Annotated in this window: 18 protein-coding genes; 4 read left to right on the forward strand and 14 right to left on the reverse strand. The window is 44.9% G+C overall.

Going from position 1 to position 21411, the window contains the following annotated elements:
* Nucleotides 1-279: 279 nt before the first annotated feature.
* Nucleotides 280-903 carry an HPP family protein gene (locus VM932_RS07410; RefSeq protein WP_326278155.1) on the forward strand — a complete coding sequence of 208 codons (624 nt, stop codon included), beginning with the start codon at nt 280-282 and terminating at the stop codon, nt 901-903.
* A gap of 237 nt (nt 904-1140) precedes the next feature.
* Here the strand turns inward: VM932_RS07410 and VM932_RS07415 are convergent, their stop codons facing one another.
* The 4 genes from VM932_RS07415 to VM932_RS07430 form a co-directional block, all read right to left on the reverse strand.
* Nucleotides 1141-3384 (reverse strand): xanthine dehydrogenase family protein molybdopterin-binding subunit, encoded by a 2244-nt coding sequence (locus VM932_RS07415; protein ID WP_326278156.1) that lies wholly within the window; start codon nt 3382-3384, stop codon nt 1141-1143.
* A gap of 58 nt (nt 3385-3442) precedes the next feature.
* Nucleotides 3443-5704, reverse strand: a complete 2262-nt coding sequence (locus VM932_RS07420) for a xanthine dehydrogenase family protein molybdopterin-binding subunit (RefSeq protein WP_326278157.1) — start codon at nt 5702-5704, stop codon at nt 3443-3445.
* 19 nt (nt 5705-5723) lie between these two features.
* Nucleotides 5724-6188, reverse strand: a complete 465-nt coding sequence (locus VM932_RS07425) for a (2Fe-2S)-binding protein (protein WP_326278158.1) — start codon at nt 6186-6188, stop codon at nt 5724-5726.
* An 81-nt stretch (nt 6189-6269) separates the two neighbouring features.
* Nucleotides 6270-6722 (reverse strand): nuclear transport factor 2 family protein, encoded by a 453-nt coding sequence (locus tag VM932_RS07430; RefSeq protein WP_326278159.1) that lies wholly within the window; start codon nt 6720-6722, stop codon nt 6270-6272.
* 222 nt (nt 6723-6944) lie between these two features.
* On the opposite strand from VM932_RS07430, the gene VM932_RS07435 reads away from it, so the two are divergent.
* The gene (locus tag VM932_RS07435; RefSeq protein WP_326278160.1) at nt 6945-7856 is read left to right on the forward strand and encodes a helix-turn-helix domain-containing protein; all 912 of its coding nucleotides are present in this window, start codon (nt 6945-6947) and stop codon (nt 7854-7856) included.
* A gap of 490 nt (nt 7857-8346) precedes the next feature.
* Here VM932_RS07435 and VM932_RS07440 read toward each other — a convergent pair whose 3' ends face one another.
* Entirely contained in the window at nt 8347-8865 is a 519-nt protein-coding gene (locus VM932_RS07440; RefSeq protein ID WP_326278161.1) for a DUF5004 domain-containing protein, read from the reverse strand.
* Nucleotides 8866-9050: 185 nt separating this feature from the next.
* On the opposite strand from VM932_RS07440, the gene VM932_RS07445 reads away from it, so the two are divergent.
* Nucleotides 9051-9296, forward strand: a complete 246-nt coding sequence (locus tag VM932_RS07445; protein ID WP_326278162.1) for a hypothetical protein — start codon at nt 9051-9053, stop codon at nt 9294-9296.
* On the opposite strand, the gene VM932_RS07450 is transcribed toward VM932_RS07445, so the two are convergent.
* On the reverse strand, nt 9283-10047 hold the full coding sequence (locus VM932_RS07450; RefSeq protein WP_326278163.1) for a 3-keto-disaccharide hydrolase: 765 nt from the start codon (nt 10045-10047) through the stop codon (nt 9283-9285). The genes VM932_RS07445 and VM932_RS07450 overlap by 14 nt on opposite strands.
* Before the next feature lie 165 nt (nt 10048-10212).
* Here VM932_RS07450 and trxA point away from each other — a divergent pair, with 165 nt between their 5' ends.
* Nucleotides 10213-10512 carry a thioredoxin gene (gene trxA / locus VM932_RS07455; RefSeq protein WP_163626072.1) on the forward strand — a complete coding sequence of 100 codons (300 nt, stop codon included), beginning with the start codon at nt 10213-10215 and terminating at the stop codon, nt 10510-10512.
* 11 nt (nt 10513-10523) lie between these two features.
* Here the strand turns inward: trxA and VM932_RS07460 are convergent, their stop codons facing one another.
* The 8 genes from VM932_RS07460 to VM932_RS07495 all read right to left on the reverse strand — a co-directional run bounded on the left by VM932_RS07460 (nt 10524) and on the right by VM932_RS07495 (nt 21407).
* The gene (locus VM932_RS07460) at nt 10524-11384 is read right to left on the reverse strand and encodes a universal stress protein (RefSeq protein WP_326278164.1); all 861 of its coding nucleotides are present in this window, start codon (nt 11382-11384) and stop codon (nt 10524-10526) included.
* 4 nt (nt 11385-11388) lie between these two features.
* Complete coding sequence (locus VM932_RS07465; protein ID WP_326278165.1) at nt 11389-12234, reverse strand: universal stress protein; 846 nt, start codon at nt 12232-12234, stop codon at nt 11389-11391.
* 166 nt (nt 12235-12400) lie between these two features.
* On the reverse strand, nt 12401-14020 hold the full coding sequence (locus tag VM932_RS07470) for a sodium:solute symporter (protein WP_326278166.1): 1620 nt from the start codon (nt 14018-14020) through the stop codon (nt 12401-12403).
* 6 nt (nt 14021-14026) lie between these two features.
* Entirely contained in the window at nt 14027-15217 is a 1191-nt protein-coding gene (locus VM932_RS07475) for an aldose epimerase family protein (RefSeq protein ID WP_326407836.1), read from the reverse strand.
* Between the two features lie 22 nt (nt 15218-15239).
* A complete protein-coding gene (araA, locus tag VM932_RS07480) occupies nt 15240-16745 on the reverse strand; it encodes an L-arabinose isomerase (protein ID WP_326278168.1) in 1506 nt (501 codons plus the stop codon).
* A 14-nt stretch (nt 16746-16759) separates the two neighbouring features.
* Nucleotides 16760-17461: an L-ribulose-5-phosphate 4-epimerase gene (locus VM932_RS07485; protein WP_326278169.1), complete on the reverse strand. Its 702-nt coding sequence runs from the start codon at nt 17459-17461 to the stop codon at nt 16760-16762.
* 3 nt (nt 17462-17464) lie between these two features.
* Nucleotides 17465-19141 (reverse strand): ribulokinase, encoded by a 1677-nt coding sequence (locus tag VM932_RS07490; protein WP_326278170.1) that lies wholly within the window; start codon nt 19139-19141, stop codon nt 17465-17467.
* A gap of 268 nt (nt 19142-19409) precedes the next feature.
* On the reverse strand, nt 19410-21407 hold the full coding sequence (locus VM932_RS07495; RefSeq protein WP_326278171.1) for a glycoside hydrolase family 127 protein: 1998 nt from the start codon (nt 21405-21407) through the stop codon (nt 19410-19412).
* Between the last annotated feature and the right edge of the window lie 4 nt (nt 21408-21411).

Below are 21411 nucleotides of genomic sequence, written 5' to 3' on the forward strand. Positions count from 1 at the left end.
GTCATATCCAATCCAAGCCCTGTAGTTTTTCCTTTTGGAGAGGACGCCATGTTTTGATTGCAATCCCCTCGGCACATACCGTGTTGACCAGCCAACATAATTCCATCAAATTGTGCCAACAATAAAATGCGTTTACACCCCAGAGCATGCACGATTCTTCTTTTAATCTGATTTACAGGGCTTTAAATTATCCATCCATTTGACCAAACAGACAAACAGCTGTGATTGCATTTAATTTTAATTATTTGGATACCTAACTTTGGGGCCCAATGACACTTTATGATCCGCAAAAAAATAAAACGAACCTATAGAATTGGTAAATACATTTTTTACAAGGAGACGGTGGTAGATTACCGGGAAACCTTTTGGTCCTTTGTAAGCTCATTCCTTGGAATGGCCTTGATCGGTTATGTGCAGAGCCTCTACTTATCGCCACTTGAAAATGTTTTCCTGATCGGTTCGTTCGGCGCTACCTGTGTATTGATTTACGGAACGGTCCATAGCCCTCTTGCACAACCAAGGAATTTGATTGGCGGGCACCTAATATCGGCATTGATAGGGGTAACCGTATACAAAGTAGTGCCCGAACCTATCTGGATCAGCGCTCCATTGGCCGTTTCCCTATCCATTATCGCAATGCAGTACACCAAGACCCTACACCCACCGGGTGGGGCCACTGCACTGATCGCTGTAATCGGAACGGAACATGTCAGGTCCCTCGGTTATCTCTATGCCTTGTTTCCCGTGCTGTCCGGAGTGCTTATTTTATTTGTCGTAGCTATTATCTGTAACAACATGACCCACCAAAGGAAATATCCATCGAACATCAATTTTTCAAATAGGGCCAAAGGTATTGGCCTGCCCCTAAAAAAAACCTTCAAAAAACTACAAGGAAACCTGTAACGCACCGTTATAGGATGCCAACCTATATTTTTTCCAACAATCTGATTTGGGAAGGATTTTCCTTTTCCCTTTTAAGATACTTTGATTTAACAATACAAACCCAAGAGTAGGTAGGTCGAGAACCTTTTTTGGATAAAAATTCTTTTTCTCGATACAAGTTTCGTTCATGCTGTCGTGAAACCGAAATGACGAATTTTATCAAAATCCACCACGGGTCACTATACTAATTTTAACGAGCTAGCTTAAATACTTGAGATAGGGTTGTTGGTATAAACGCTCCCCCTTGGCCTTATAAAGTGCATTGGCCACGGCGGCAAAAATCGGTGGAAAGGTCGGTTCCCCCAAACCTGTGGGGTCCGTATCACTCTCAACAAAATGAACCTCGATTTCTTTGGGCGCTTCGGCCATTCGGATCATCCGGTATGCATCAAAATTGGATTTTTTCGGAACGCCTTCCTCAAAGGTCAATTCCCCATACAGGGCATTGCCTATGCCGTCCACAATACCTCCCTCGGCCAAATTGGCGGCGGCATCCGGATTGACCACGATACCACAATCCACCGCACAGGTCACTTTTTGAACCACTGGCTTTCCTTCCTTTATTTCCAGATCCAGAACATGTGCAGCATAGGAGTTATGGCAGAAATAGGCCGAAACGCCCCTGTTCCCATTGGAAGTGGCATTCCAGTTACTCTTCTCCCTTACCAATCGAAGCACGCCGGCGTAGCGGTCTGGATCGTAATCGTTGTTTTCCCCAACAGGGTCTGTCCTGGCCCGATCCAAAAGCTCCAACCGGAATGCAATCGGGTCTTTGCCCGCAGCCTCGGCCACTTCGTCCAAAAATGATTGTTCCGCACTGGCCATAAAATTGGAACGGGGCGCCCTAAAGGAGCCTATCGTAATGTTCGAATCCACGGACCAGCTTTCCGCCAAGTAATTATCCACGGCTCCGGCAGGAAAACGGTTGGCGTACAACGGACTCTCTGGAATGCCCCCTGCATTGACATGAAAGGCGACAAGATTGTTGTTTGCATCCAGGGCTGCCCTGTATTTGGCTTGGTACATTGGCCGATAAATGCCTCCCGTCATATCATCCTCTCGGCTATAAATGAGCTTTACGGGGGCTTTGACCTGTTGGGATATGAGCGCCGCTTCAATGAGCCAATGGGCATAGGACCGTCGTCCGTACCCGCCTCCCAAACGGGTCATTTGTATGTCTATGTTTTCCACAGGTATGCCAAGGCGTCCAGATAAGGCCTGTTCGGTAAGCTCCGGTTTTTGCAGCGGTCCTTTGAGCCTTGCCCTATCGTTGGTGACATGGGCAAAAAAGTTCATGGGTTCCATACAGTTATGTGCAAGAAAGGGAGCGGTATAGGTTCTTTCAATGATCTTATCGGCATTTTGGAAAACTGATTCGGGATCACCATCCTTTCGGACCTGTGCGCTTTTTTGAGCAGCCATTTTTTCCATGAGCTCTCCATGGTCCGTACTATTTTCCAAGCCGGAGGGAATGGTCAATGTAGTCTGGGAACCACCATAAGGCACCCGCTCTTCGGTATAGGTTTCAAAAGGTTCCCATTCGACCTCCACGGCCTTCTTGGCATTCATGACCTCCCATGTGGAATTCCCCACAATGGCAACGACCTCAAGAAAAGTACAGGTATCAAAATGTTGTCTGACATAGTCATCATGGAGCACCTTAATGGTAAAAACATCCTTGATGCCGGGCATGCCCTTGGCTGCCGATCCGTCCATTGATTTCAAGCGAAGACCAAAGGCGGGAGGATGCAGGATCATCGCGATGAGCATATTGTCCTGTTGGATATCGATCCCGAACAACGGTTTTCCGGTAACAATGTCCAAGCCATCCACATTTTTTTGCGAAGTACCTATGATTTTAAAGTCAGCGATATCCTTGAGCTTGATGTCTTCAGGTACGGGTATTTGGGCCGCTGAAGAGGCCATATCCCCATATCCGGCGGATTTACCACTTGACCTATGGTGCAAGACCCCGCTTTCCGTGCTGATTTCCGACACCGGCACCTGCCATTGTGCCGCTGCGGCCTCCCTGAGCATTTGTCTGGCAGAGGCCCCCGCGGTCCTGAGTCCGTTCCAGCCCCTGCGAATCGCCTGGCTTCCACCGATAAACTGGAAGGAAAAGGCCTCGGTATCCAATGGGGCCTGTTCCACGATGACATCCTTCCAGTCCACGCCAAGTTCCTCGGCCACGATCATGGGCATGGAGGTCTTCACATTCTGCCCGCCTTCCGGGTTGGGCGACATAATGGTGACAAGGCCATTGTCCCCTATTTTCAAAAAACCATTGATCTTGAACCATTCCCCGGGCAGTTTACCCACTTCTTCCGGGGTCAACTTGCAAGAGGCCAACCAATTGAAGCTCAACATCAATCCACCACCTGCCATGGCCGAGCTTTTTATAAAGGAACGTCTGTTTATTTTGGTGCTATGTCGTTTTTCCATTTATAAAGGGTAAAGGAACAATTCATCCATTGGTCTTCAATCAAATTCAACTTTTCCGCTAGCCCACCAAAGGTGGTTTGTCGGTTGCAAAGGGCTGATGGTAATGCCTTCTTCCCGTCGCCTTGTATATCGCATTGGCCAAAGCCCCGAATACCGGGGGGAAGGGTGGTTCGCCCAAGCCCGTGGGGTCAATTTCATTTTGCACAAAATGGACTTCAATATTTTTTGGTGTCTCGGAATGGCGTATGATCTTATAACTGTCAAAATTGTTCTGATCGGGCTTGCCGTCCGTAAAGGACAGGTTGCCGTACATCGCATTGCCGACACCGTCAACAATGGCTCCTTCGGCCATATTGGCCGCCGCGTCGGGATTGATAACGATCCCGCAATCCAACGCACAGACCACGCTTTCCACTTTTGGCGTATTGCCCTCCATGGTGACATCCACCACATGGGCCGCATAACTGTTGTGACAGAAATAAGCGGATACGCCCCGGTGCGTTCCCGAGGGCACTTGGGACCAATTTGATTTCTCACGGACCAGTTTCAGCACTCCCGCCAAGCGATCTGGGTCATATTCGTTTTCCTCCCCTACGGGATTGTCCTTTGCCCGCTGCAATAGCTCCAATCGAAATTCGATGGGGTCTTTTCCCGCGGCTTCGGCCACCTCGTCCAAAAATGCCTGTTCCACGCCCGCCATAAAGTTCGAGCGGGGGGCCCTGAATGCACCAATGGTGATATTGGAATTGATCTCCCATTGCTGTGCCAGATAATTATCGACGGCGCCTGCGGGGAAACGGTTGGCAAAAAGGGGCGTTTCCGGTATACCGCCCGCCTTGACATGGAACGCGATCAGGTTGTTGTTCCCGTCCAGGGCTGCCTTGTAGTCGGCCCGGTACGAGGGACGGTAGATACCACAGGTCATGTCATCTTCACGGGTATAGACCAACTTTACGGGTGCCTTGGCCTCCCTGGAGATCAATGCGGCCTCCACGGCATAGTGGCCATAGGCCCTTCTTCCAAAACCACCGCCCATCCGGGTCAGTTCAATATCGATTTTTTCCACGGGCATGCCCAATCTGGCCGCCACGGTCGGAGCGGTCAGAACCGGTGCCTGCAAAGGACCGGCCAATTTTGCCCCTTCCTCGGTCACATGGGCAAAAAAGTTCATGGGTTCCATACAGTTGTGTGCCAAGAACGGACAGCTATAGGATCTTTCGATGGTCTTTGCAGCTGTTTTGAACACTTCCTCCGGATTACCGTCCTTGCGGGTCGTGGTCGCTGACCTTTCCGCCATTTCATTCATTTGGGCATAATGGTCTTCCGTGCTTTCCAGACCGCTGGGGACATCCACTTCCATTTCGGTGCCGAATCGGTCCATTGTAAACTTGGAATCCGCAATGGGTTCCCATTCGACCTCCAATTGTTTTTTGGCGTTCATGACCTCCCATGTGGTATTGCCCACAACGGCGACCAGGTCCGTGAACGCATTGGTATCAAAATAGCCCCGTGTAAAGCCATCTTCGAGTGTCTTTATCCTGAAAACATCCACAATGCCCGGCATGGTTTTGACCTGGGAACCGTCAAAGGATTTTAATTGCAGCCCAAAGGCAGGGGGGTGTACCACCATGGCCACAAGGGCACCATCAAACCGGTAATCCAGGCCGAACAATGGTTTTCCGGTTACAATCTTGTGGTTCTCCACACTTTTCTTGGAGGTACCGATAATGGTAAAATCCTTCACTTCTTTTAAAGTGACTTCTTCGGGCACCTCTAGCTTTGCGGCCAGGGAGGCCATCTCACCGTAACCCGCTGAGTTATTGGAGGCGCTATGGCTAAGCACTCCCCCTGAAACCGTGATTTCCGATGCGGGCACTTGCCAGGTATCGGCAGCGGCCGCGATCAACATTTGCTTTGCAGTGGCCCCGGCCATGCGCAGGCCTTCCCATCTGCGGCGGATGCCTTGGCTGCCCCCTGTAAATTGCCATCCGTAGTCCTCTTGGTCAAAATTGGCCTGTTCCACCAATACATCTTGCCAATCCACATCCAGTTCGTCGGCCACGATCATGGGCATGGAGGTAATGACCCCTTGTCCAAATTCGGGATTGGGTGCCATTATGGTCACCAGTCCGTTATCGCCTATTCTTAGGTAGGCATTGATCTCGAACCACTCGTCTGGCATTTCCCGAGCGGCCATTTTTTCGGCATCCTTAGGCCTACAGGAATTCAACATGCTGAACCCAAGTACCAATCCGCCACTGGCCAGACTTGTATTTCTGATGAAGGCGCGGCGGCCCATTTGTGTCTTTATCCTTGCCATCTTCTGAATTTCTTAATGATTAAACGTTTTCCGGGTTAGCGGCAGTTTTGACCGCCTTTTTGATCCTTGTATAGGTACCACAGCGGCAAATGTTGCCGTTCATGGCCATCTCGATCTCCTGGTCCGTTGGATTGGGGTTCTTCTTCAACAGGGCGGATGCCGTCATGATCTGTCCTGCTTGGCAATAGCCGCATTGGGGCACATCAACTTCCAACCAGGCTTTTTGAACGGGATGGTCCCCATCTTCAGACAGTCCCTCGATTGTGGTTATTTCTTGGTTCCCCACGGAAGAGACCGTGAGCATACAGGATCGTGTCGCCACATCCCCAAGATGTACGGTACATGCCCCGCATTGTGCGATACCACATCCGTATTTGGTCCCGACCATGTTCAAATGGTCCCGCAATACCCAGAGCAGGGGTGTATTGGGGTCTACATCTACATCACGCTGTTTCCCATTGATATTTAAAGTGTATGTTGCCATGATAAAAAATTGTTCCTTTTAAAGTTATCGAAATTCTTTTAAAGTGCCCTCGTTGTTTAGAGCCTTTGAAGAATTGTTGTGTCAATGTTCAATTTTATGGGTATCGCGGACACTGCTAAAAGTAAGGTCCAACAGCTTCCAGTCACCGCCCTCTTTTTTATAGAATTCGGTCACCGTAAACTCATTGGACACATCATTGCCACGAACATGGGCCACAAGGGTGATCCTGTTCCAAAGCACGGCGGTGTCATTGCCAAAAAGCTCGACGGCCACATCGTGGACATCTGCCTGTTTGTACCAGATACTTCCCGATTCAATGATTTCGAGTTCCCTGTCCTTTTTCCACGAACCGCTCATGTGCACAAATTTGGCCTTGTCATGAAAAAGAGATTCCAGTTTGTCCACATCCTTGTCCGCCATCCATTGCCATTTTGTTTTGGAAAGCTCCTTGATTTCTTGTTCAATTGCAGCGTCCTGTGCGTAGAATGACATGTTGATCATCACTAAAAAAATTCCAATCAATACTGTTTTCATTTTGAAAAGTTTACAACTGTTGTAATTCATATTGTTTATCCAAAATTCAATTTTGTCGCTATATTTATGGTAATTGAATCCTCAATACCCAAACATAAACATTAATTTTAGTGGCAAACCAACCCAGATTACGGTTATACTTACCATAACTACAGAATTCAGAAGGGGGTGTTTGATTTACTGGTAATCAACAGCTTATATTTATCAAAATTTAATACTTATATGCAAGATGTATTGACCATTAACACCATAGGTGATTATCTCGCTTTGAGAAAACAGGAAGTCCTGCACCCATTGGTGGGCATAGTCGACTTTAAGCATATTGTCGAAGAAGGAAACACGATTAAGGGATACGACTCCCTACATTTTAATTGTTACGCTATCTTTATTAAGGATACCAAGGGATGTAAGATAAAGTATGGGGGCAAGGACTATGATTATGATGAGGGAACCTTGGTTTTTATAGCGCCGAATCAGACTATTGGTTTGGGGAATTATTCCCCCAATTACAAACCCAAAGGGTATGCGCTTCTTTTTCACCCAGATTTATTGCTGGGGACAGAATTGGGTCGCAAAATCCATTCCTATAGCTTTTTTGCATACTCCAGTAACGAGGCACTTCACCTTTCCACAAAGGAACGAAGGGTGATTTTGAGCTTGTTGGAAAAAATTCAGTTTGAATTGGAACAGACCATTGACAAACACAGTAAAAAGCTGATTGTATCAAACATCGAACTGTTTTTGGACTATTGTACGCGTTTCTATGACCGTCAGTTCTTGACGCGAGAAATTGAAAATATAGGCTCTCTGGAGAAGTTCGAAAAATTGTTGAACGATTACTTTGCATCGGACCAACCCCAAAAATACGGTACTCCATCGGTTGGTTACTTTGCAGAATGCCTGCACCTTTCTTCCAATTACTTTGGCGATTTGGTTAAAAAAGAGACTGGGAAATCCGCGCAGGAGTATATCCAGAACAAACTCATTGAGGTAGCCAAAGAAAGAGTTTTTGACCCCAATAAATCGGTTAGTGAAATAGCGTATGGACTAGGGTTTAAATATCCACAGCATTTTACCAGACTTTTTAAGCAACGGGTTGGACATTCCCCTAGTGAATTCAGGAATTTGAATTAGCTATTGACAGCTCCAGGCAAAGCATGATTTATTACATCTGTATTATTGTCCCCAAGAGGTAAAGCCACTTCAGAAAAGGCTATGGTTACATAAAATCTGTCTGCCATAGCGGAAACCAAAAGCAACGGAAAAGAAACAAACAGTAACCGAAAGATATTTTTCATTCTTTTGAGGTTATATTAAAATCTAAAAAATTACCTTCAGTACCATGTCGACAAAGAAACGAATTGCACAAATGATAGGTCGTCCAGAACAAGGTATCATCATTTTTAAACCTTCTCCGTTTAATAGGGGTATCTGACCTGAGCTGTTTCTGGATGTCAGGATTCAGGAACATACAACATCTTAAAATCAGCACCATCAAATACAAGAATCATTACAAAAATATGGACAAAGCATAGCATCCGCCCCTAAAAAAGGCAAAAAAAAGAGGCTGAAAAGCAGCCTCTTTATTGGTTATGTCTTGGACATCGAATAAAGTTTCTTTATGCTAGGGCATTAAGGAGTATGTAAAATCAATTCTTGTTTGGACCACAGTTCCTGTCACCTCTGTTACACTGTAAATTTCTGAAAAAGTGAATTGAGAGGAATCCTCGTTAAATTCCAGGACAGTGGTTTGCAAACTACAGGAAGATACCAGACTAAGGTTTTGAGACGCCAATTCCCATGTTCCTGTTGATGCAGCAATGTACTCACAATCTTCTTCATATTTCCCCAGTTCGTAAGCATACGACCTATCTTCCCCAAATGTATAAGAAGCATCTTTTTTACATTCAGCGTATTGTGCAAACAGGTCAGTGGATGGGTTGTCCGTGTTATCATCGGTCAAATCCAATTCTTTGGCAGCTACAATTCCAGAAAGTACCCACTCCCCTACCAATTTTTGCTCATTGGCACTAAGATCTCCCGTAAAATCTTCGGCACATTCCACCCCGTCATCCGAAGTACACGATAGAAGCATTGCACCAATACACATCAAGATTCCAGCATTAAAAAGCTTTTCTTTCATTTCGATTTAAATTTTATTGTTTAATAAATGATGGGCAAGAGTGTAAATGGTTGTGTGCAAATGCTAAAAAATCCCTTGCCAAAACTTCATCCAATTAAGACGGTCAATGTCCATTAACCGGTTTTGGGCCGAGTTCACAAAATCGCATAAAATTAAATCTAAAAAGAGCGGGTACCTGTGTTTATGTGAACAAAAAGTCCATTGCCTATTTTCCCTATATTGAACAAGAGGATGATGAAATTGCGGATGAGTTATGGCATAATTCCAAGGACAGGCTCAAGAAACTCACAGAAAAAAGAAGCCCAATGTATTTATTGATGGTAAAATTTCTATTTTTTCCGCAATGGAAGTACTACCGGAAAACTGCTGATGAGCGCTCCGAAAGTTCCCTAACTAGTGATCTGATGAAGGATTTGCTTAGAGTTCCCTGATCTTTATATTTCGGAACCAAGTTTCAAAATACCAATACTGCAGTGCTATTTTGCCCTCGGTGGTCCGGCCAAACTCAGGATATTTGGAAAAATGGGTCTCAGCGATCCTTTCTTTCCATTCAGGTGTGCTGAAATCTTCCTCAGCAGTGAGAACCCCATTCAGGTAAAACGCTACTTTCCCGTCCACTTGTTTTATTCGGGTCTTGTTCCACTCCCCTTGTTTTACCTCCACTTTATTTTGCTGAGGCTGAAAAACGTACAAACAACCCGGCCTTTTCTCTGGTACATCGTAATCCATGTGGTCCGCTCCCAACATTTGATATTCCGGGCCACTTTGCCATGCGGTTGGAACATCCGGCATTTCTTGTACGTTGATGAAAATTCCGCTATTTCCGTTCCCAGCCACCTTCCATTCCAAGACTAGTTCATAATCGTCATAAGGCTGATCGGTAACCAAATCGCCTGCCGTTAAAGATTCATCGCTGGTATTGCTATGCAATTCACCATCCACAACCTCCCAAACCGAATTGGCGTTGGGATTGTTGTACAGATGCCATCCGTCCATCGTCTCTCCATCAAAAAGCAACTTCCATCCTTCTTTCCTTTCCACATCCAATAATTGGTTATGGGCAGCATTTTCAATGGCAGCTTTTTTGGTTCGCCAAGTATTGGACTCTTCCTTTTTGGTCTCGCTCTTACAGGAAGCCAGCACCAATAATGCGATAATACATCGGGTAATTCTTGAATACATTTGTGGTTTAGTTTGATTTATAGTGCAGTGGCTAAAGATAAAAAAAGAAATCCATCCAATGTTGCCCAGATATATATCAATACAATTTTTGATGGTTAAGTGACTTAAGTCACTTTGGGAAAAATCGGGTTTTTATAAATTGCAGTCTATAATTTTTTAGAAACAATGAAAGGAAATTTTGCAGCTTTGATCAACAGCGACCAATTAACGCTAGTGGATTTTTCGGCAGAATGGTGTGGTCCCTGTAAAATGTTGGCCCCAATTTTAAAACAGGTAAAAGATGAAATGGGCGATGATCTAAAAATTGTGAAAATAGACGTCGATAAAAACCAAAGCCTTGCCAACACCTACCAAGTAAGGGGTGTTCCCACAATGATCTTCTTTAAAAACGGCGAACAACTCTGGAGAAAATCCGGAGTACTCCAAAAGGGGGAAATTGTGCAATTGGCAAAATCGTTCTTGTAATCTTGTACCGATTATTCAAATAAGTGGATGACCAAAAAAGGCACCTTGGAATTAAAACTTACTTTTTTGATGACAGGTTCCCGTGTCAACCTTTCAAAGAAAGTATGGTTTTGATTGATCATTACAACCATATCAATGGTTTTGTCTTTTTCAACCAATTGCTGAATGGCATTGTTAACTGAAGTATCCTTTTCCACCTCAATAAATTCGTAGTCGATGGATTTAAGGCGGTTTTTCAATCCTTTTTTGGAAGCTTTTTGTTCAGGGGCCAGTGCATCCAAACTGCCTACATGGGCTATCCATAATTTAGCTTTGAAATGTTCGACGAAATTCAAAAGTGGTTTCAGTTCGTAGTTTTCAAAGAGATGCTCATAACCCGTTGCCAATAGTATGGCATCTATTTCTTTGTCTATTTGATAATCATCCGGTACCGCAATAACAGGGCAAAAATCCACTTCCTTGATAACTTTATAGGTATTGCTTCCCATAAAGACTTCTTTTAATCCCGAGGCCCCTTTGGTTCCCATAATAACGTAATCAATCTCCTCGCGGTACACTGTCTTGCCAATGGCATTGACAAGGTTATCCGGAACCGAACGGGCAATAAATGTATGTTCGGGGTTTTTGTCAAAGCTTTTTATTTTTTCCAATTCCCTTTTGAGGTCACGGTCGGATTGTTCCTTGATCAAATTGTACAAACGGGTATCGTTGGCTCCCGCCATTTTGGTTGATAAGCCAGAGGCACCCACCTGATAAGAATTCAGGATAAAAAAATCACAGGGAACATCCTTAAAGATCGTCAAAGCATAAGCAATGGCGTTCCAAGCATTATTGGAAAAGTCCGTGGGCAATATGATCCGTTTTTTCTTCACGATTTTATCTCTTAATGTTCTGCATTACCATAAATGGTATTTTAATCTTCAACCCAAGTAAATCTACTGTCGACCTATAGAGCATATCCTCAAAAAAGGAGTGCCTAGAGTTCAACATAACCAGCATCCCTGCGTCTTTTTGCTCAATCTGCTCCAGAATGACCCCTGCTTTGTTTTTAACAGGCGTTGTCTCAAAATGGAGATAGCTATTGGCCAAGGTTTCTTCCAAAAACAACTTGTTATCTTCTTGTCGAGGACTGAGTTCCTCAAAATCCGTGATGTACAAACAGTATACCTTGGACTTAAACTTACCGGCCAGGTCACCTAAAAGTTTTAACTCCCTTCGCTTATAAGGAAGCAAATAATCTGTTGGAAAAAGAATGGCCTTAGGTTGTCTGTACTCGAAATCTTCCGGTATGGCCAGCACCGGACACTTTACATATTTAAAAATCTCTATGGTGAAACTCCCGAATGTGGTTTTGTGATCGCTGGTCTCCCCTTTGGTTCCCATGATCACCACATCAATGTTCATTTCATCCACAAAATCATTTATACTATCCACTAGGTTGTCAAAACGTGCTACGGTCTCAAAATTGTGCAAGGGGTTTGGTGGTTCTCCAATTACGGAGTTGACCAATTTATCCAATTTCTTTACCGTTTGTTCCCTTTTCTCTTCTTTCAGTTTCCCAACACCCTCTAACACTGCCGTTTTGTACTTGCCGTACACCTCCTCGCCATAGGCGTGCAGCACAAAAAAACAAGCGCGCTCACATTTAAAAAGCTCTTGTGCATATTGCAGGGCATGCAAAGCATTTTTGGAAAAATCGGTAGGAATCAATACGGTTTTCATGGGTATCTCGCTTTTATCAAAGATAAATCGATGAAAACGTATAAAAAATGACCTAGGTCACGATATGGATGGAAAATATCTTAACATCCTTTATTTTGAAGGACTTCCATAAAACAATAGTGCCCCTTAAAAGGAGCACTGTTTATACTATATATTCTAATAGTTATTATTTACCATTGAACCATATCATCACATAGGCAACGATAGCTATAATAATGACAGAAATGGCAATATCTTTCCAATTGTAGCTGCTTTTGTTCTTCTTTCTTTCTTCATCTGAAATAGTGGCATAGGTAAGGTTCTTTAGCTTTTCATCTGATGGTGCCGGGGTAGCATAACTCACGACCACAATCAATATAATGCAGAAAAGGAAGAACCATGATGCAAAGGACAAGAAGTTCATATCCCCTAAAAGGAACCAGAAACTTCCGGGATCCAATGAATCTTTGACCAACTCAAGAACAATCCTTAAAGCCCCAACGATAAATCCAACCACCATGGTTACAAATGCGCCCTGTGAGTTGATTCGTTTATGGAAAATACCCAGTAAGAACACCGCCGTAATCGGAGGCGCAATATAAGATTGGACGCTTTGCAGATATTCGTAGAGCACCCCGGAGATATTGGCCATGATCGGAATCCAAATAATACCGATAATCACAACTATTATTGTTGCGATCTGACCTGTTCGCACCAATTTTTTCTCTGGCGCATTGGGTCTTAGTTTTTTATAGATGTCCACCGTAAACAAGGTAGAGCACGAATTAAATACGGAAGCCAAAGAACTCATCAAAGCGGCCAAAAGTCCTGCTGCCACCAAACCTCGAAGTCCCGATGGCAACAAGTTACTCATCAAAACCGGGAATGCTTCATCTGGACTGTCCCAGTGCAATTCTCCCCTCATCTTTAAGGTAAGGGCGATCACACCTGGAATCAAGAACAAGAATACAGGGAAGAGCTTTAACAAAGCACCAAAAATCGTTCCTCGCCTACCTTCTTTAATATTCTTTGCGGTTAAGGCACGCTGCACAATATATTGGTCCGTACACCAATACCAAATACCGGTAATGGTACTGGCAATTAAAAGTGATGGCCAAGGAAAATCAGGGTCTGAGGCCGACCTCCACATGTTAAGGTATTCAGGGGTTACGGTTTCTTTCATACTTTCCCATCCGCCTACATGGTCTAAACCAATAAATGTTAGGGCCGCGGCTCCTATTACCAAGATAATGGCCTGCAAGGTTTCTGTATATACCACGGCACGCATACCTCCAAGCACAGTATAAATCCCTGTAAGCACAACGGTTGCTATGGCACCTGTCCAAAAGTCGATACCCAATAATGCCGACACCACTACTCCACCAGCATAAATGGTTACGGAAATTTTGGTGAGCACATAGGCCACGATGGAAAATACGGAGAGAATCCATCTGGCCCTTGCGTCAAATCGTTTTTCCAAAAATTCGGGCATGGTAAACACTCCCGCTCTTGCGTAGAAGGGCAAGAACACCCAACCAAGAATAAGAACGATCCAAGCCTGTATTTCGTAAATGAGCATGGGCAAACGGTCCCCTGCACCAGCTCCTGCCAATCCCACAACATGCTCCGAACCAATATTCGATGCGAAAATTGAAGCACCAACAACAAACCATCCCACATTTCTACCTGCCAAGAAATAATCCTCGGTGTTGTTCTCTTTTTTTCGGATTACCCATAGGGCTATTCCTAGAAGTACCAGAAAATACATGGATATGGCAATCCAATCAAAAGTATCCAGCGTCTGCATAATAGTTTATTGTTTGGTTGATAGTCTGAACATGGTCCTAGTAGAATACGTTTCCCCGGGATTTAACCTAACTGAGGGAAAATTAGCTTGGTTAGGGCTATCTGGATAATGTTGTGTTTCCAAACAGAACCCAGAACGTTTCCCGTAGGCACCCCCATCCTTTGCCGGTAATGTGCCATCCAAAAAGTTTCCGCTGTAAAATTGTATGCCCGGCTCATTGGTATACACCTCTAACAATCTACCCGTGTTGGGATGGTACGCCGAAGCTGCCAAACCAAAATCTTCTTCTCCCTCGTTGAGCACCCAACAATGGTCGTATCCTCCCCCAAGGTCCAACTGTTCATTGTCGGCCTCTATCTCTTCTCCGATGGATTTAGGTTCTTTAAAGTCAAAAGGAGTTCCAGCAACTTCCCTAAATTCCCCTGTTGGGATCAAACCTCCATCAACCGGCAGGTACGTATCTGCATTCAAATAGATCTCATGGTCCAAAACGGGCTTGGAAAGTTGCCCCGAAAGATTAAAATAACTGTGTTGTGTTAAGTTAACTACCGTTGGTTTGTCAGTAACAGCTTCATATTGGATATCCAATTCGTTCTCATTGGTAAGGGTATAAGTAACTTTTACATCCAATTTCCCAGGGTATCCTTCTTCCCCATCTTCACTGGTGTAGGTAAGCTCCAAAGTCGCTCCCGCTCCTGTATTTTTGGGTATAGCGTTCCAAATTACCTTATCGAATCCTTTTTCCCCTCCGTGAAGGTGATTGTTACCATCGTTCGTGGCCAGCGTGTAGGTCTCGCCATCCAAAGAAAACTTCCCTTTGGCAATACGATTCCCATACCGCCCAATAAGTGCTCCAAAGTATGGGCTACCATCAAGGTATTGTTCCAAACGATCAAAACCTAGGACTATATCCTCATAGTTTCCCTGTTTATCGGGGGCCGTCCAACGAGTGATGATACCACCATAGGTGATGACATCCACTTCCATTCCTGCTTCATTTTTTAAAGTGAATTTCTTCACCTTTGTGCCATCGGGCATTTCCCCAAAAATGGTTTCTTCAATGGGGTTTTGTTCACTTTCAGTTTTTGCGGTTTCCATTTCTGACTGGCTTTCTTTTTTGTTTTGCTTACAGCCCATAGTTGTAAAGACCAAAAGTAAAACACAGTAAAATATAGAAGGTTTGGCTATCCTCATCATTTATAGTTTTATGTTAGTATGATTACATTCCATGCTGAAACAAATGATAGTATGCTTCGTTGGCGTGGAGTTGATCTTTAAATGCTCTAAGTTTCGTGTCCGAATCTATGACTAAAAGTTCTATTCCGAAAATATCGGCGAAATCTTCCATGTATTCGGTGGTCAATGCTTGTGTATACACGGTATGGTGCGCCCCACCAGCATGAATCCATGCGGTAGCGGCAACATCCAGATTTGGTTTTGCATCCCAGAGCACACGTGCCACGGGCAGTTTTGGCAAATCGGCCATAGGCTCCACGGCCTCCACTTCGTTCACGATCAAACGGAACCTATTGCCCATATCGATCAACGAAGCGTTCAAAGCGTTACCCGCTGGTGAATCAAAAACCAAACGCACAGGGTCTTCTTTGCCTCCGATGCCCAAGGGATGCACTTCGCAAGATGGTTTTGCACTTGCAATGGAAGGACAGATCTCCAACATATGCGAGCCCAATACATAATCTTTTTCAGGGGTGAAGTGGTAGGTATAGTCCTCCATGAACGAAGTTCCACCGTCCAATCCGTCGGCCATTACTTTCATGGTTCTTACCATGGCAGCGGTTTTCCAATCGCCTTCGCCACCAAAACCATATCCGTCGGCCATTAAACGTTGTACTGCAAGGCCTGGCAACTGTTTCAAGGCACCAAGATTCTCGAAGGTATCGGTAAAGGCCTTGAACCCGCCTTCATCCAAAAAGGTGCGAAGTCCCAATTCAATTTTTGCCGAATCTATCAAGGATTGACGTTGTGCTCCATTTTTTTGAAGGGATTCCGACAAATTGTAACTGGCTTCGTATTCATCAACCAATTGATCAACGGCATGTTGGTCCAATCCATCAATAATATTGGTTATATCTGACGAATCATAACCGTTCACAGCTACGCCAAAACGCATCTGGGCGGCGACCTTATCGCCTTCGGTAACTGCAACTTCACGCATATTATCGCCAATACGGGCTACTTTCATGTGCTGCAATTCGTCAGCCCCCAAAGCAACTCTCGCCCAAACAGCCAGTTTTTGTTGCACGCGCTCATCTTTCCAATGACCCACCACTACTTTGCGATTTTTGCGCATTCTGGACATCATAAATCCAAACTCACGGTCACCATGCGCGGATTGGTTCAGGTTCATAAAGTCCATATCAATATTGTCCCAAGGGATTTCAGCATTAAATTGCGTATGTAGATGACACAATGGCTTACTCAATATCTTAAGGCCGGCAATCCACATTTTTGCCGGTGAAAAGGTATGCATCCATGCTACCAAACCAATACAGGATGGATTGTTGCTCGCTTCACGACAAAGAGCGGTTATTTCTTGCGGTGTGGTAACAATAGGTTTAAAAACCAAGGAGACAGGCAATTTCCCGGCTGCATTCAAGCCATCAACAATATTTTTTGAATTACTGGCCACTTGTTTTAAGGTTTCGGGACCATATAAATGTTGGCTTCCTGTTACAAACCAGATCTCTTTTTTGGATATTTTCATTTACTGTAATTTTTTTATTGACCGTAGTAAGCATTTTTTCCGTGCTTACGTTCATAGTGTTTTTTTATTAGTGAATCTTTTAATCTAGGCGCTTGGGGGTTTATCTGTAAGGTCAAGTAGGCCATTTGGGCCACTGTCTCCAACACTTTGGTATTGTAAACCGCCTTGGCCGCGTTTTTGCCCCAAGCAAATGGGCCATGGTTTCCAATGAGTATCATTTCAACCTCGTTGTAATCCAAATTTCTTTCCTTGAAGCAATCCAAGATTTGGATGCCCGTATTGTGCTCGTAATTTCCTTCAATCAGTTCATCTGCCATCGGCGGGGCACAGGGAATATCCTGGGTAAGGTGATCGGCATGTGTGGTTCCAAAAATTGGGATATCCCTTTGCGCCTGCGCCCAGGAAACGGAATACATGGCGTGGGTATGGGCCACCCCCCCAATATTTTCCCATTTTTTATAAAGATAACCATGGGTTTTGGTGTCGGATGATGGCCTAAGGTTTCCTTCAACCACATTATTATCATAATCCACAATTACGATATCCGCTGGTTTTAGGGTTTCGTATGGCACACCACTGGGTTTTATAGCGAAAACAGCATTGTCCCTGTCCACGGCGCTTACATTACCAAAGGTGTATATGACCAACCCCAGGGCATTGAGTTCCATGTTCGCCTCGTAGCATTCTTCCTTAAGCGATTTGTATTTTGAGCTCATGGCTTATTTGTTTTTGTTGGTTTGCTGTTCCACAAAACTTCCAAGTTGTTTGTAGTCTTCCAATAATTTGGCGTACACTTCCACTTGGGAGGACTGTGGAGAATATTTTGCTTCAAAGTCACTTCCCATTACTTTGCTGGCCTCGATCACATTTTTATGGATTCCTGATGCCACCGCAGCATAAATAGCTGCACCCAAAGCTGGGGCTTGGTCCGATTCTGCCACTTTTATGGGCATGTTGAGCACATTGGCCAGGGTCTGCATAATGAATGGCGACTTCCTCGCCACCCCACCGATTCCGATTACGGTATCGATTTTCACCCCTTCATCTTCAAACCGGTCCACGATCATTTTGGAACCAAAGCAAATGGCATTGACCAAGGCCTTGAAAATATGGGGGGCTTTGGTTCCCAGTGATATTCCCGAAATGGCACTTTTCAATTCTTGATTGGCGTCTGGCGTTCTTCTTCCATTTACCCAATCCAAGGCTATCGGGACCACTTCCGACAGAGGGATACTTTCGGCCTGTTCTGCCAAGCTGCGAATAAATTTGGATTCGATCTCAGCTTTAAGTTCTGCCTTTTGTTCTTCGGAAAGCACTTTGGAGTTCAAAACCAGGTTATCAATGGGCCATTGCAACACGCTTTTGAACCAGGCCAGCACATCTCCAAAGGCAGATTGCCCGGCTTCGAGACCGACCATGCCAGGGATTACGGAGCCATCAACCTGACCACAAATACCTTTGACGGTCTTGTCGCCAATGGCTTCATTGGAGGACACCATAATGTCACAGGTGGATGTACCCATGACCCTTACAAGTGCGTGATGGTCCACTTTGGCACCAACTGCCCCTGCATGGGCATCAAAAGTACCTACGGCAATCACTGTATCGGTGGTTAGGCCCAATTTGCCCGCCCATTCTTTATTTAGATTTCCTGCTATTTCGTTGGATGTAAATGTTTCTTCGTACAAATCATCACGAAGTGAGGCCAAATAGGGGTCCAGTTTTGATAAAAATGCCGCATCGGGCAGTCCGCCCCAGCTTTCGTGCCACATGGCCTTGTGGCCTGCTGCGCATCTGCTACGCTTGAATTTTTTCAAATCCTTTTCATCCGCCAAGAGATAGGTGATAAAGTCGCAATGCTCCATCCACGTGTGCGTGGCATCGATTACATCCTTGTCTTCCCTGGCCACATGGAGTATTTTGGCCCAGAACCATTCCGAAGAATAGATTCCGCCTTCATACTTGGTGAAATCCACACCGCCCCAACCTCTTGCCAATTCGTTGATCTCATTGGCTTCCTTAACCGCTGTATGGTCCTTCCAAAGTACCATCATGGCATTCGGATTTTCCTCAAAGCCCGGCACCATGGCCAATGCCACACCACCTTCGGTCACTGGCATGGGCGAAGAGCCTGTGGTATCGATACAGATTCCCTTTACGGTTTCCGGGGCCACGCCACTCTGTTGTACCACAGTGGTTATGGTGTGTTCCAATCCTTCGATATGGTCCAGGGGGTGCTGCCGGAATTGGTTGATTTCCGGCTTGCAATATTTCTGTGCCCTCCATCTGGGATACCAAAATACTTCCGATGCCAGTTCCGCCCCATTTTGAGCATCGATCATCACCGCCCGTACCGAGTCGGAGCCGTAGTCTAGTCCTATTACGTATGCTTTCATTATGTTGGTCAGTCTTCATAGGGCATTTTTCAATGCCGAGTGTTGTATTTATGTATAAATATGTGTTCTTTAATATATCAACATCAATAGCTTTTAAGCCCAAAACCTATTTTCGGTACAATTCTTCAAAACGCTGTTTTGAAAAACCACTCAAATTGACGGTTTTGAACATAAAAACACTTCAGTTCCAGTTTTTTTGCTCGATCTTTTAAAAAAATGTCCGAAAAATGTATCAAGAACAAATGCTTTTTTTTATCCATTATTCAAATTAATCCCAATCCGTATTGCCTTCTGCCTTAGCGGGCAACCATACCTTCATTTTCCCGATTCCCCTATTGGACCAAGCATAATAGGGTATGGCGGTCAATTTTTCGTTTGATATCGTATTGACCCCTTTCAATAAATCGGGCTGCATCTCCACCTTGAATTCTTCGTTTGCAGATAGTTGGATATCATCAAACTTGCCTTTGTTATCGATTTCTTCTACCGCATAAACAATGGGGCCATATTCAAGTGACATTTTCCCTTTATCTTCCTCTACTTTTGGATTGGCGATTACTTCTCGAACAGACATTGGAAATTCCAGTTCTAACACATCCCCCTTTGTCCACTCCCTTGAAATGGTGAAATAGCCATCCTCGGCTTGAACATCGAGTTCTTCGCCGTTCAGGCTTATCTTGTTTGTTTCAGTTGTAGTTGTGCCATATTGGTAGAGGTTCCCGGGCAATACCTCGTTCCTAGCCCAGCCGGGAATCCTGAGTTTCATGGCAAAGTTTCCTTTTTCCTCTTTTGGGTCGATGGAGAGTTTTACCTTTCCGTTCCAAGGGTATGAGGTTTCCTGTGATAGTTTTACGGTTTGGGCTTTAAGATCGACCGTGGCATCGTTCGTTGCGTATAGGTTCACAAAAACCGTATCGTCCGTTTTGGAATAGATCAGACCGGGCATTGCGGGAAGGAATCGTATGACGTTGGTGGGGCAACAGGAACAATCGAACCAGTCCTTTCGGGTGCAGGCCCCTTGATTGAATTTGTATACCCCATCGGATTCCAAGGCATTGGGATAAAAGAATTTTTGTCCGTCCAAAGAGAGTCCAGAGATCAACCCATTGTAGAGGGTCCGTTCAATCACATCAAAATATTTTACATCCCCTGTCAGGTTGTGCAATCTGTGGTTCCAATAGACATCGCCAATGGCGGCACAGGTTTCATTGTAGGCCGTCAGGTTGGGCAATTCGTAGTTCTCACCAAAAGCCTCCCCTTCGTGTTTGGCCCCGATCCCACCAGTGATGTACATTTTTTTGTTCACCATATTCTCCCAAAGGGCGTTCACAGCCTTCAGGTAGGCCGTATCCTTTTCTATGGCTGCTATGTCCGTCATACCGGCGTACATATATACTGCCCTTACGGCATGCCCCACCACTTCATCTTGGTCTGTCACGGGCACATGATCCTGGGAATAATCACCAAAAAGTTCGTGGTGTTCCGGTTTTCCTCTATGGTCCAGGAAGTATTTGGCCAAATCAAAATAGTCCTTCTTTCCAGTAGTTTGATAGAGTTTTATCAAACCTGTTTCAATGATCTGGTGTCCCGGCACAGCAGCAACTTTGCCTTCCCCCTCACCAAAAGTCCGCACCATCAGGTCCGCATTTTTGATGGCAATGTCCAGAAAGTTCCGCTTCCCAGTGGCCTTGTAATGCACCACGGCAGCTTCGAACAAATGTCCTGCATTATAGAGTTCGTGGCTCATGTCCAAAGATTCCCAACGTTCGCCCCTGTCCACTTTTACCCAACTTGCCGGGGGCTTTGCGGGATCTATGGTCCGCCAGGTAGTAAGATATCCGTCCGTTTCCTGCCCCACTTTTATGATGTACACCAAGGAATCCAGCAATTTTTCCAGTTCGGGGTTGGGTGCGCTGATCAGCGAATTGGAGGCTCCCTCTATAATCTTATACACATCCGTATCATCAAAGGGCATGGCCCCTTTAACCGAGCCTTCCATCTCTCCGCCGGCAATCAAAAAATTATCGAACCGTCCCTCTTCCCTACACTTTTCTATGGCATATTCGATGGTTTTTTCCTGTACTCTTTGGATGATGGGCAGCCAAAAATCGTCGTGCACTTTTACATTTCTGATATTTATGGGCTCAATGGGATACCCAGATGCCACATGGGCCTTCTCCTTGCTCTCTTGTTGTTTTTCTTGCTGCTCCTTACATGATGTGGTCAACACCAGAAAACTGGTCATTGCCAATAATGCTTTTTTCATTTGG

Origin of the sequence: Flagellimonas halotolerans (genome assembly GCF_035818535.1) — a bacterium.
GTDB classification, from domain to species: domain Bacteria; phylum Bacteroidota; class Bacteroidia; order Flavobacteriales; family Flavobacteriaceae; genus Flagellimonas; species Flagellimonas halotolerans.